This is a genomic window from Haladaptatus caseinilyticus (genome assembly GCF_026248685.1).
Taxonomy (GTDB): domain Archaea; phylum Halobacteriota; class Halobacteria; order Halobacteriales; family Haladaptataceae; genus Haladaptatus; species Haladaptatus caseinilyticus.
In genome coordinates, this window is the sequence record NZ_CP111036.1 from 814,202 (window position 1) to 827,063 (window position 12,862).

Sequence of the window (12,862 nt, forward strand, 5' to 3'; positions counted from 1 at the left end):
GTTTTCCGCGTACTGAACCAGTAGTGTGCGAGAGTTCCCGTTCGAGCTGGCGCTGTGTGCTCATCTCGAAGCGACGACCAACGACGTTCTCGCGCGACAAATCGGCGGGGGTGTCCACTCCCCCTCGAATCGAATCATCGACGTTCTATGTGTCGAGCCCGGACCGGCGTTCGACGCCCGCACGAAGCTGACGAGCGAGCGGATTCCCGACGCCGCAATCGAATGCAGCGTCGGCGTCGGGCAGGCGCGCTACTGGCGGACCGCCTTCGATACGTCGCCCGAGTACGCCCGCGAGGTCGTGGACCGAGCGGTCGAAATCGGGTTTTTCGAACGAGAGCGCAGCGGTGGCAGGGAGTACGTCCGGCAGGTCGCGCGCTATCCGGACTGGTTTGGGCGACTCATCGGTATCGAAAACAAACCCGATCTGGCCGACCCCGGCGACCTCGAAACGCAACTCCGCAAGGACGTGAGCCTCGGCCTCGTGGACGAAGTCGTGTTGGCGACGGAGAGTTACGTTACTCGCGCGCACTTGAACCGCATCCCAGACGAGGTCGGAGTCTGGCGATTCGAGGGCGAGGAAATCGAAATCGTTCGCGAACCGACGCCGCTTCGCACCGACGAGGTCGGAACCGAACTCATCGAACAACACGCGGGGAAAACGGACGTTCGTATCGTGAACGCGGACGAAAAGGCCCGTCAACGTCGGCGAATGGCCGAGCGCGCCTACGGCAAAGGGTGGCGAACCTACGAGTTCCCGGGGTGTGAAGAAATCGAACCACGGGACGGTGGACTTCCGTACTGCCACTGGAAAGGCCGAGTCGTGAACCCGACGCGTTGCGGAGCGGGTTGTCCCGGATACGACCCTGCCGACCCGCCCGATATCGACCTCGATTCGAAACGCGAGTCCCGGACGCCGTGGGTTGCCGACCCGGTGGGACGGAAACGACGGCAGTCCGGACTGGACGCGTTTCGAACGGAAGAGTGACCGCAGTCCGGTTCGATCCCCCGGCGGCCCAAATGCCTATCGACGCCGAGGCTGACCTACTCGACCGAGAAGAAATGGAGTTAACCGAATCGGGACGAACCGAAAAAGCGATCGCCACGGGCCGGACGTTGGGACGAGGTCTCGTTGGCGGCCTGATCTCGACAGTCGTCATGACTAGCTTCAGAATGCCGATTGCACACTCCCTCCCCCCAACGTCGGCGTTTTGGGCGCGGTTCGTCGGTGACGGAGAGGACAGCGATTACCCCCTACAGGGGCTCGTGTTACACTTGTTGTACGGGATGGCCGGTGGCGGATTGTTCGCACTGCTGTTCGAACAGCGGGTGACCGAATCCGGACACATGGACGAAGCATATGGGACGCTATTGGGTACGGTGTACGGTCTGTTACTCTCCGAATTCGGTATTCACGTGGTTTTAAAGCGTGTCCTTCGGATGGAGTTACAGTCGGACGAGCGGTTCGTTTTTCACCTGAGTCACCTCATCTACGGGGTGACGCTCGGTGCGTGGTCGGGGTCGAGAGCGAAGCACCGACGGGACGAACACGCCGAAGGCTGGTAAAAATCCATTTCCAGTCAGTCCTCCCTGCCGAGGAGCACTACCGATTCAGGTGGAGGTCGACGATACAGCATAGCGGCGGGTCTGCGGAAAGATGTGTAAACATACAAGATGCCGGGAGGGGATAGAGAACGATATGCAGACGCCTTCTCGACGGCAGATACTCGCCGTCGGTGCGATACTCCTGTGCTGTCTTCCCCTGTTGGCCTCGCCACTTACCGCCCAATCGGGTGGGCACGGAAGTTCCCAAAATCCCTGTGCCGGGACGATGGTAACCCCGGCGAACGGAACGACCGTTATCGCCGTGCAAGGCTACTCGTGGCTCGAAAACGGCGGCAAAGAACCCGCGAAACTCGTCGGCGTCGGGCCGAAGGGAGAGGTAAAGTGGGTTCACCACACCGCAGAACACGGCATGATTTGGGGCTACGACGTCGATCCCATGGAAAACGGAAACCTCTTCGTTACCGGAACGGCGAGGGGAAAAACCGTCGTTTACGAGTTCAACCCGCGGACGCAAGAACACGTCTGGGAGGAGTCGCTTCCCATCCACGACACCCACGACATCGACCTCATCAACAACGGCACGCAGCTCCTCGTCGCCAACATGCGTGCCTCAAATCCGGAGACTGGAAAAGCAAACGACAGTATCTTCGTCTACGACTTGGAGAAAGACGAAATCGTCTGGCGCTGGTTCTTCAGGAGCGAGTATCCCAAATCCGTCGGCGGCAACTATTCGAAGGACTGGACGCACGTGAACGACGTGGACAAAATCGGCGACGGACTGTATCTGGCCTCGCCGCGCAACTTCGACCAAGCCATCGTCGTCAATCGCTCCACGAACGACGTCGAAATGAAACTCGGTTCGTACGGCGACAAAGATATTCTCGACAAGCAGCACAACCCCGACTATTTGGAAAGTAAAGACGGCAATCCGACGTTCCTCGTCGCTGACTCCGAGAACGAGCGCATCGTCGAGTACGAAAAGCAGGGCGACGACTGGGAACTGACGTGGGAACTCGGCAAGCAGGGTGACTTCAGGTGGCCCCGCGACGCCGACCGCCTCTCGAACGGCAACACGCTCATCGGCGACTCGAAAAACCAGCGCGTCCTCGAAGTGACGCCGAAAGGTGAGGTCGTCTGGGAGTTCTACGCACCGTGGCTCGTCTACGACGTGGCACGCCTTCCCGACGAACGCGCCAAAAGTCCGACCATGGCCGACCGAAACGTGACCGGTAGTTACGGAATCAGCGGCGATACGGCGAAGTACGACGCGGAAACGATGAAGCAGTGTCATTCTTACCTCCAGTCCATCGACGGCTGGGCGGACGGCCAGCAACCCGAAACTGGAACCGGGTCGAACGATTCGGGCGTACAGGACGATGACGAACGGAACGACGGAAGCCTCGGCGGACAGAATGGCGGCGGATCCGTCAGCGACCCGGGCGCGTCGCTCCCCGGATTCGACTTCGTTGTCGGCGCTGTTGGCTTGCTACTCGCCGTCGCCGTTCTCGTCCGACGAAGTTAGATGTAATATCGTTCACCGTCTATCGCCAACGGTTCCTCGAACGCTTCTTCTGCGGGGTAAAAATGCGAAACGTGGACGAGTCGTGTCTCCTCAGCGCCGATTTCGTTTGCCATCGAGAGCGCTCCCTCTCGCGTCATGTGTTTGTATCCGAACGTGCGTGGAACGCCGTCTTCGGTATGATGTCGGCCACCTGCGGGATGGTATTCACAAAGCGAGGCTGGAACGATCGCATCCGCGAGAAAGAGATCGGGGTCAGTCATCACCTCTCGGGAAGGGTCTGGAATCCCGTAGCTCGTATCCCCCGAAAGGACGAGTTTCGAACCGTTCCCTTCGACGACCACTCCGTAGCAGAGCAACGGTGGATGTTCGACCGGAAAGAGTGTCACATCGAATCCACAAGCCGAAAACGAGGAGAGCGGGTCGTGATCGTGAACCGATATCCGATCGAGATAGTCGAACTTGCTCCGAATCGTCTCGGCGACGCTCTCGTCTTTCTCGGGATCGAGTTCGTTCGCGGCGTGAACCGGCAATGAGTCGAACAGGCGGTAGGCATTCCCGAGCCCGTCCAGATGATCGAAATGGATATGCGTAATGATGAGTTCGTCCGGAAGCGGCACATCGTGGGTGAGAAACTGCTGTCGGAAGTCGGGACTGGCGTCGATGAGAAGGCATTCCCCCGTCACCTCGTTGCGGACGTGAACCGAAAATCGCGAACGCTCGATATCGCGTTCACGTGCCACAGAACAGGTCTCACAATCGCATCCGGGCGTCGGCGTCCCCGTTGTGTCGCCGGTGCCGAGGAGAGTGATTTCCATCACTCAGTGGTCGTGTGAGTGACCACTTATATCCCCGCCCGCAACCAGCGCATCGTGATCGCCATCGATCATGTCCATATCCTTCAGGTTGTCTCGCTCCTCGAAATCCTCGATGGCGTGGAGCAAGTCGTCTTGCATGAGCTCGGTACGGTTTTCGGTCAGGGCTTCGAGCACCGCTTCGCGGAGGACGAGACGGAGGTCGCTCCCGGTGAGCCCCTGCGTCTTCGACGCCAGTTCGTCGGGGTCGAAGTCGTTGATTTTCATCCGGCGAGTGATGACCCGAAGGATGTCCGAACGCATCTGCACGTCCGGTTTCGGGAAGTTCATGATTTCGTCGAAACGGCGCCACGCCGCCGCGTCGAGTTGGTCCGGATGGTTCGTCGCGCCGATGAGGAGCACGTCATCCTGAATCAACGAGATGTTGTCGATGGATTTCAAGAGGGTGTTGACGGCGCGTTTGATGGCGGCGTGTTCGTCGCTTCGACGCGTCTTGGCCACGAAGTCGAACTCGTCCATGAAGAGGATGCAGGGCGAGAGTCGCTTCGCCACCTCGAACACCTTCTCGACGTTTTTCGCCGTCTCGCCGAGATACTGGCTGGTTATCATCGAGAGTTTCACCTCGACGAACGGAAGGTCCAAATCGTAGCCGAGCGCTCGCGCCGTGGAGGTCTTTCCGGTTCCCGGTGGGCCGACGAACAGGAGTTTTCCGATTTCTCGGAGCCCGATTTCGGCGAGATATTCACGGTGCTCGATTGCCTTGACGATTTTGTGAATTTCGGCCTCCTGATCCTCGGTGAGCACGAGGTCGTCGAGCGTCAGTTCGACTTCCTCAGGCGCGTGGATGTCCACGAGGTCGAGCATGCTCTCGCCGTCTTCGTCCTCCTCGTCGGGGTCGAAATGCTGCTCGAGCAGGCTATCTATCCACGCTCGGTCGGACTGCACCGGGCGATTCTCGTCACGCACGGCCTCGTACTCCACATCGACGCCGTCGTAGTCCGAAAGCGCGTACGCCAACGTCGGGTTTCGTTCGATTCGTTCCTCGTCACGTTCCACGAACCACTCCTCGGCCATCTCCCGCTGGGTCAGCTCGATGCTCCCCGAGAACGTATCCCGGTCGGTGAACATCAAATCGGAAATCGCGTCCCACGGTTGGTCGAGACCGGTAGCCTCGCGCGCCGTCTCGACCGATGTTTGTAGCGGTCGCTCTATCGTGCCATCGTGCCAAAATACCTGCCGAATGGCAGGTGGTAAGTCGTTTTCGTCGAGGTCTTGGTTCTCGCTGTAGATGCGTGCGGTAAGCAAGAACTCGATTACGTCCAGCGCCCCGCTGTTCATTCTTCCGTGAATTGACGCGGGACAATCTTAAGGGCGTCGAAGCATCGAAGCGGTCAGGAGTCGAACATCGCAGTTCGAGGGAACGGAGGAGGAGGACGGAGACGGTAAAATTAGTCGAATGTCGGCGTTTACGGTGGCGACCGCTCCCCTTCCAAAATAAATTAAAAGAAACAGTCGTGCAAATCGATGGTGCGTTCCGAAGCCTCATGATGACGAAGTCTCGAAGCGCACAGCGGTCCGTAGTTCGAGCGTCGCACATCACAAGCATCAAAGTGGTTCTCTAGCTGACCAACGTCGGTTTCGTCACTGTCGATCGTCGATTTCGTCTTTGTCCACATAGATGGTCATGCTACTGACGGTACATCCGCTATCGTACGCAAATCGCTGGAACTCATATGCCTCGTAACCCGCCATGTACTGGTCGATGTCCTCGGCAGTACCGTCCTCCGAGTTACAGGTCGAGACGTTGTTCAGCGTGACGACGATCGGTGGTTTCGCGCCGCGGAGGTCGGTCGGTTCGTTCGTACTGACGACGTTCGCATCGGCGGCTTCGAAGTACCACGCCAGTGGGAGTCGGTCGAACCACCCCTGTCCAGCGGGGGGAACCTCGTGGTCGGATTCGTCAGGTGAGTACAGTTCCTCGCCGAAGAACATCACGTCCGGCCCGTCGTTCCGGCGAGAAATCCGCTGAAGGTCGTGCAGAAGTGGCTTGGCCTCGCCGGACGACGACTGAGCATACTGAACGAACTGGTTGTCGGGACTCTGTGGATTTTGATAAGACGTATCATACGCCGTCGCACCGACCTGCGCCGAAACGAGCAACAGCAAGACGACGGCTGCGGCGAGGCTGACGTCGTCCCGTCGTTCGTATCCCTCCCGTCCCCAGCGGAAAACCAACGCGAGACCGACCGCGGCGGGGAATGCCAGTGGAACGATAGCGTGCACCATCGCCCATCCGGCTTTGATATCCATTACGATCGGATAGCCGAGAACGCTGGCGACACCCCAGTAGAACCCGAACGCGACCACGTCGTTCGGCCGGTCACCGGAGTACCGGTCGACGAGGAATCCGACGACAGCGAGGAGACACAACGCAAGCCCGCCGACCTTGAGCGTCTGGAGGGAGTCGCCGAGGTACGGAAGATACGCATGGTCGGTGTGGCCTGACCAACTGATGAACTTCTCCCACGTGCCGACCGTGGAGGTGTGGATGAGTTCGGGAACCGTCGTCGGGTTCGAAAGGGACTTCCAGAGACCGATACCGGGGCGAGTCTGTGAGCGTGGCGCGTAGAAAAAGACGATGACGGTGAGGAACTCCAGAACGGCGAGGAGCGCGACACCGACCCCCATGAAGATAGTCGTAGTGATCGCTCGACTGTCGTTCGTCCGAACCCAGTTACGAAGTCCCGGCGGAATCGCACCCGCGATACCGTCGTTTCCGACCCGTCGGAGAAAGAGACGGTGGTCGTAGATGAGGGCGCCCGCACCAACCCAGCAGGCCGCGTAGAGGAGGGCGTTCTCCTTCATCGTAAATCCGAGTGCGAAGAAAGCGACTCCCGCGAACACGTATCGCAGCTTTCTGGTGTCGGCAAACCTGACGAAGAAGCCGAACGCGAACACCATCACCATGGCCAACGGAACGTCGTTTCGTAGGAAGCGCGAGTAGTAGAGGAGGAGTGGGTTCAACGCGAATAGGGCCGCGAGTGCGACCGTCTCGGACGGACGAAGTCGTTTGCGAAACAGCAAGGCTGCAAGCGGGAGACACCCGCCCATCAGCGCGACGACGAGACGCATGATAAAATCGTTCGCACCGAAGAGGGAGAACATGGTCGAGTTGACGTGGAAGAAAAACGGACCGTGAACGATCTTGCGGTAGAACCAGATGCCGTTTTCGGCGTATCGAGCCATCCAGTACGCGACACGGGCTTCGTCCTGATGGGCGACACGGGCACCGAGGTTTACGAGTCGAAGGAAGAGTCCGAAAGCGGTAATGAGGACGACGAGCGGAACCGGATTGGCAAATCGGGATACTACGCCCGACTCATCGCTCGACGTGAACGGGAGGGAACGGCTACGTTTCTGGGCGGTATCAGAACCTTGCATCGTCGGACGTTACAGGGGATATGGAATGGGTTCGAACAAATAGTTTCTGAAGAATCCTCGACTATTACCCAGACGCCGGAGCCTCACCCTCCTTTCGTGACAAAATACACGAAGGGTGAAACGACCCAAAGCGAGGGGTTTCTGAACGTCGTTAGCGGTCAATAAACGAACAAACTGTTTCTCATTTACACGGAGTTCTACCGCCACTTAAGGGCATCCAGTGAGAACGGTTTGGCATGAGTAGCGACACCACACCAGTCATCGTAAAAGCAGTCAGAACACCGCAAGGAAAGGACGGCGGCGTGTACGAAGACGTTCGGAGCGAAGACCTCTCGATTCCACTTATCGACACGATCCTCTCGGAGACAGGTCTGACGGGTGACCACATCAACGACCTCATGTGGGGTGTCGCCCAACAGCGCGGTCAGCAGGACAACAACGTCGCGCGAATCATCGCACTCCTCTCGGATCTCGGCGAAAGCGTTCCGGCAACGACTATCAACCGATGGTGTGCCTCCTCGATGCAGTCGCTCATCAGCGCGAGCGACGCGATTCGAGCGGGACAACGGGACGCCGTCATCGCAGGCGGAGTCGAGAACATGTCCCGCGTCCCCATGTCCAGTGCCTACGAAGGTCGAAACTTCCATCCCGAGATGTCGGAGCAGTACAACCTTCCCGAACTCCAGATGGGGATGACGGCCGAAAAGGTCGCCGAGGAGTTCGAAATTTCCCGTGAAGACCAAGACGAATACGCCCTCCGGAGCCATCAGCGCGCCGCGGCGGCGACCGAGGAAGGTCGGTTCGACGACGAAATCGTTCCCATCGAAACCGAGAACGGACTCGTCGAGTCCGACGAAGGAATCCGCCCAGATACCAGCTTGGAAGCACTACAGGGCCTCCCGAGCGTGTTCAAGGCCGACGGTACGGTTACGCCCGGTAACGCCTCCCAGATTTCGGACGGCGCGGCCGCAACTCTCGTCACCAGCGAAGCCTTCGCCGAAGACCACGGTCTCGAAATTCTCGCCTACGTCGGCGACAACAACGTCGCTGGCGTGGACCCGACGATGATGGGAATCGGTCCGGTCCCGGCGACCCAAGGCCTGCTCGAACGCACGGGCGAAGACATCGACGAGTTCGACCTCGTGGAACTCAACGAGGCGTTCGCCAGCCAGACGCTTTACTGCCAGCGCGAACTCGGGGTCGATGACGAGAAGTTCAACGTCAACGGCGGTGCGATCGCCGTCGGACACCCACTCGGTGCATCGGGCGCGCGCCTCCCTGTCACGCTCGTCCACGAGATGCAAAAGCGCGACGCGAAGAAGGGACTCGCGACGCTCTGTGTCGGGTTCGGTCAAGGCGGCGCGATGACCTTCGAACGACGGTGAACGTGCCGCGAGTGAAGGAGCGACGCGACTGAACGAACACGAACGGTGCGGGTTCTTGCTTTTTTGACCGTTCAGTTCACCGGTTATAGGGATAGAATAATTACGAAGAGCGATAAATACAGCACGTGTCCGACAGTCGTCCCTCTACCTCAGTGCTTGCATGGATGATTCCGGCCCTCCTCGCCAGCCTCGTTGTCTTCGCGGCGTACCTCGTCACTCACCCGTATCCGGCGGCGGGTGGCGGTCTGTACCTCGCGATGGCCGATGCGGTTCGCACCCACGGCTATCAACTTCCGGCGCGGATTCCGCGATACACGACGAACGGAATCCCGTTCGCCTACCCGCCGCTCATGTTCTATGTCGCTGCGTTCGCCCGCGACTTTCTCGACAGCGGCCCGCTGACGCTCACTCGTTTCCTGCCCGGACTGGTTACCATCGCTTCCGTCGTTCCCGTTTACTTTCTCGGCCGAGAACTGTTCGACGGGCACACCGACCGAAATCGACGGGCGGCACTCGCGGCGTTCGTCGTTGCAGTGAGTCCCGCCGTGTTCAAATGGCACCTCTCGGCGGGTGGTATCGTCCGCGCTCCGGCGTTCCTCTTCACCACGACGGGATTGTACGCCGGGATGCGGTTGTTTCGCGAAAAGCGCCTCAGGTGGGCGGTTGCGGGAGCAACCCTGTTCGGACTCACGATCCTCACACATCCGTCATATCCCGTCTTCTTCGCCACAAGCTATCTCGTCTTTTTCGTCGTCCTCGACCGGTCGATTGCCGGTCTCTACCGCGGGATGTTCGTCGCAGCTGGCGGTCTACTTCTGGCGTTTCCGTGGTGGTGGCAGGTCATCGGCGTTCACGGACTCGACGTTTTCACGCGAACCGCCGGGTCGCGTCTCGGAATCGGACAAGGGCTGTTCTGGTTCCCATCGAAGTTCCTCTATGCCACTCGTACGCGGTTTCTGGCCATTTGGCACGTTTTTACGCTCGTCGGAATCGTGACGCTCACCGTGCGAAAGCGATATTTCCTCCCCGCCTGGTTCGCCACAACGGTAGTCGTGTTCCCGAAGCCGCGGTTTCTCATGCTGGTGGGCGCATTCGTCGTCTCGTCTGTCATCTTCGACTGGCTTCCAAGGGTTCAGCGTTCGATGGCAAGTTCGAGCCGGTCCGCTACCGTCGGCAGTCGCCGACTTCCGTTCGTGCTCCTCCTGATACTGCTGAGCTACGGCGTGGTGACGGGAGGGTTGTTCGCCGCGAACTACGAGCCTGTTCCCACGCGACCCCTCCACCAACTCCAACAGGACCCGTTACCGTCGTACATCGACGATGACGACATGGCAGCGATGCAGTGGGTACGGGAGCGAACACCGCCAGATGCGACGGTTCTCGTCGCTGGTGATGCCGCGGAGTGGTTTCCGGTGTTCGCCCACCGAACCGTCGTTGCCTCCCCCTGGGGGGCAGAATGGCTGCCACCCGACCGGCGAGAACGGCAGGTCTCGCTGTATCGGGAAAGTTCGACCTGTGCATCAGCGACGTGCATCGAGAGAGTTCTCACCAAAGACGATGTGTCGCCCGACTACGTCTACCTCACTCGTGAGGGCTCACGGAGTTGGATCGCTCGCGAAACGGTGACACCGACGCAGTGGGCCGAACTGCTGCGTCGGCTGAACGGGTCGTCCGGGACGAGCGTGGTGTTTCGAAATCCGGACGTTGCGATCGTACGCGTCGGTGAGAAAGAAAAAACGGGGAGTTAGTCGTCCGCGCTCACGACGCCCGAGTTTTCGGGAACCGTCCCATCGTCGTTCCAGCCACGTTCGACGTAATACTCCGACAGCGCATCCTCGAACTCCGGAAGGTCGTACGGGAGGGTATCATCCTCGCGGTCGAATCCACGCCGATTGTTGAAGTGACGTTCGAGTTCGACCACGGTAGCACCCATCGCCATCAGATCGTCGTACTCCGAATCGAGGAGCGTTTCGAGGCGCTCTTCGGTCATGAAGTCACGGGAGAATTTACAGACGACACCGCTGTCGAGAACCGCGTTGTGATTCTCTTTTGCCACGATGAGGGGCGGTTTGCCCTCCAATCCAGTCGGGTCAACTGCCTCGTCCTTGCCGACGAGCGGGTACTCCTTCGAGTAGAACTCGGCGTACATGTGGTCCGCACCGCGGTTTGAAACCGCGAAGGCGAGCCCCTGTCCGTTCAGGGTTCGACCGTCGTGGGCCGAAAATTCGAGCCCTTTGACCGTCCAGTCCTCCACCTCGAGTTCGTCGGCGGCACGGTGGACGCCCTCCGCAAGCAGGTCACCCTCGTCCTCGCGGTAGGCGATCTTCTCGACGAGTTCGTGGATAAGTTCGCTGTTGCCGAACTCGTCGTTCGCGGCGAGATAGGCGGAAATCACGTCACCACAGGAGATGGTGTCCATTCCCAACTCGTCGCAGAGGTCGTTCGATTTCATCACGGAGACGACGTCGTCGATTCCGGCGTTGCTGCCGAACGCCATCACCGTCTCGTACTCCGGGCCCTCGGTTTCCACGCCGGTCTCCTCGTCCTTGGTCGGGAGTTTGCAGGCGAACGCACACTGCGAACAGGTCCCCTTCTTGTATTTTTTGTCCGATACCGCGCCGCCGCCGATGTCGCTCGCGCCGTCGAATTCCAGTTCCGAAAAGTAGCGAGTCGGGAGCGCGCCGACGTGGTTCGCGTACTCCGTCACGCTGGTCGTTCCGGCCTCCTTCATCGGATGATCGTCGGCAGTTGCAGCCTCGCGGTGTACGTCCATCTGAACCGGGTCGATGTCGAGCTCCGGTGCGGAGTCGCCATCGAAGGAGATGCATTTGACGCCCTTCGAACCCATCACGGCACCGAGACCGCCGCGACCGAACGCGCGATGTTCGGTCGTCATGATGGACGCGAACCGAACGCGGTTTTCCCCCGCCGGGCCGGCAACGAGGAGTTGCTCGTCGCCGAGTCCGTGTTCACTGGTCATGTACTCACCGACTTCGGAGGTCGTCGCCTCGGCGAGTTCCGGGACCTCCTCGAATTCGATTCCCTCGTCCGTGACGTGAATCGCCAGTAGGTCGTCGCTCCGGCCGGTCAGTTCCACGGTGCTATAGCCGGTCGCGCCGAAGTGTCGGGAGAGAAACCCACCGGCGTTCGAGGAGAGCAATCCGCCCGTGAGCGGAGAAACACCGGTGCAGCTCATCCGCCCGGTAAAGCTCATGTTCGAAACTTGCAGTGGTCCGGTCGTGAAAAACAGACTGTTTTCCGGGGCGAACGGGGCAACATCGAACGGAATCCTGTCGTGAGCGAGCTTCGTCCCCACGCCCCGACCTCCGACGAACGACGACAACACGTCGTCTACCTTCTCGGTGGTCGTTTTTCGGTCCCCGACATCGATGGTCAGCAGTGGACCCTCGGTATGAAGCATGACGGGAGGTTTGGAACGAGAGAGCATAAAAACACAGTTCGTGGCTCGGGAGACGGTTCTACGTCATCGTCCCTTGTTTCTGCCACAAAGGGACCTAAACAGACGAATATCTTTTTGCGGCTCTGCTGCGAAGTCAGGGTAGTGTACCGCCAGGTAGGACGGTTACAGAACTGCCGATTATGACCACCGAGCCATCATCCGGAACACGGATGCTTTCACGCGACATGGCGTTCGAAATCCTCACGAACGCACGGCGTCGGTACACGCTTTCGTACCTTCGATCGCGGACAGGAGCGGTTTCTATCGGCGAACTCGCCGAAGTAGTCGCGGCGTGGGAAAACGACACCTCCATCGAACTGGTCTCGTCCAAGGAACGAAAATCCGTCTACACTTCGTTGTATCAGACACATCTCCCGAAGATGGCGGATGCGGGGGTCATCGAATACGACAGACAGCGAGGGAACGTCCAACTCAGCGACCGGGCAAACGAACTCGACGAGTATCTTTATCCGACAGTCCAGGCTTCGAACTGGAGTACGTACTACCTCGGGTTGGCACTCGTCGGCGGTGCGGCCATCGTCTGTCGGTTAGTCGGAATGTACCCGTTCACTGAAGTCCCCATGCTCGTATACGCCGGACTGCTTCTCGGGTCGTTCGTCTTACTTTCGGCAGTCAACCTCGAACTCCTTCGACGAAACAGAAGTCGGAAGCGGTAGAC

Annotated in this window: 10 protein-coding genes; 6 read left to right on the plus strand and 4 right to left on the minus strand. The window is 59.4% G+C overall.

The genetic code is table 11. The features are described from left to right. Positions 1-25 precede the first annotated feature (25 nt). The 3 genes from OOF89_RS04625 (at position 26) to OOF89_RS04635 (ending at position 3,085) form a co-directional block, all read left to right on the plus strand. Positions 26-985, plus strand: coding sequence for a DUF5787 family protein (locus OOF89_RS04625; protein ID WP_266078877.1), 960 nt, complete (start codon positions 26-28; stop codon positions 983-985). 32 nt (positions 986-1,017) lie between these two features. Further along, entirely contained in the window at positions 1,018-1,563 is a 546-nt protein-coding gene (locus OOF89_RS04630) for a hypothetical protein (RefSeq protein ID WP_266078878.1), read from the plus strand. A gap of 133 nt (positions 1,564-1,696) precedes the next feature. Further along, positions 1,697-3,085 (plus strand): arylsulfotransferase family protein, encoded by a 1,389-nt coding sequence (locus OOF89_RS04635; RefSeq protein ID WP_266078879.1) that lies wholly within the window; start codon positions 1,697-1,699, stop codon positions 3,083-3,085. Here the strand turns inward: OOF89_RS04635 and OOF89_RS04640 are convergent. The 3 genes from OOF89_RS04640 to OOF89_RS04650 all read right to left on the minus strand — a co-directional run bounded on the left by OOF89_RS04640 (position 3,082) and on the right by OOF89_RS04650 (position 7,338). Then, positions 3,082-3,900 carry an MBL fold metallo-hydrolase gene (locus OOF89_RS04640; protein WP_266078880.1) on the minus strand — a complete coding sequence of 273 codons (819 nt, stop codon included), beginning with the start codon at positions 3,898-3,900 and terminating at the stop codon, positions 3,082-3,084. The genes OOF89_RS04635 and OOF89_RS04640 overlap by 4 nt on opposite strands. Positions 3,901-3,903: 3 nt before the next feature. Next, positions 3,904-5,235, minus strand: a complete 1,332-nt coding sequence (locus OOF89_RS04645; protein WP_266078881.1) for an ATP-binding protein — start codon at positions 5,233-5,235, stop codon at positions 3,904-3,906. Between the two features lie 303 nt (positions 5,236-5,538). Then, the gene (locus tag OOF89_RS04650; RefSeq protein ID WP_266078882.1) at positions 5,539-7,338 is read right to left on the minus strand and encodes a flippase activity-associated protein Agl23; all 1,800 of its coding nucleotides are present in this window, start codon (positions 7,336-7,338) and stop codon (positions 5,539-5,541) included. A gap of 236 nt (positions 7,339-7,574) precedes the next feature. Between OOF89_RS04650 and OOF89_RS04655 the strand changes: the two genes are divergently transcribed. Continuing rightward, positions 7,575-8,723 (plus strand): thiolase family protein, encoded by a 1,149-nt coding sequence (locus tag OOF89_RS04655; RefSeq protein WP_266078883.1) that lies wholly within the window; start codon positions 7,575-7,577, stop codon positions 8,721-8,723. Between the two features lie 125 nt (positions 8,724-8,848). Continuing rightward, positions 8,849-10,471, plus strand: a complete 1,623-nt coding sequence (locus tag OOF89_RS04660; RefSeq protein WP_266078884.1) for a hypothetical protein — start codon at positions 8,849-8,851, stop codon at positions 10,469-10,471. Here OOF89_RS04660 and OOF89_RS04665 read toward each other — a convergent pair. Continuing rightward, a complete protein-coding gene (locus tag OOF89_RS04665; RefSeq protein WP_266078885.1) occupies positions 10,468-12,144 on the minus strand; it encodes an aldehyde ferredoxin oxidoreductase family protein in 1,677 nt (558 codons plus the stop codon). The genes OOF89_RS04660 and OOF89_RS04665 overlap by 4 nt on opposite strands. 179 nt (positions 12,145-12,323) lie before the next feature. Here OOF89_RS04665 and OOF89_RS04670 point away from each other — a divergent pair, with 179 nt between their 5' ends. After that, positions 12,324-12,860, plus strand: a complete 537-nt coding sequence (locus tag OOF89_RS04670; protein ID WP_266078886.1) for a DUF7344 domain-containing protein — start codon at positions 12,324-12,326, stop codon at positions 12,858-12,860. The last annotated feature ends 2 nt before the right edge of the window (positions 12,861-12,862 follow it).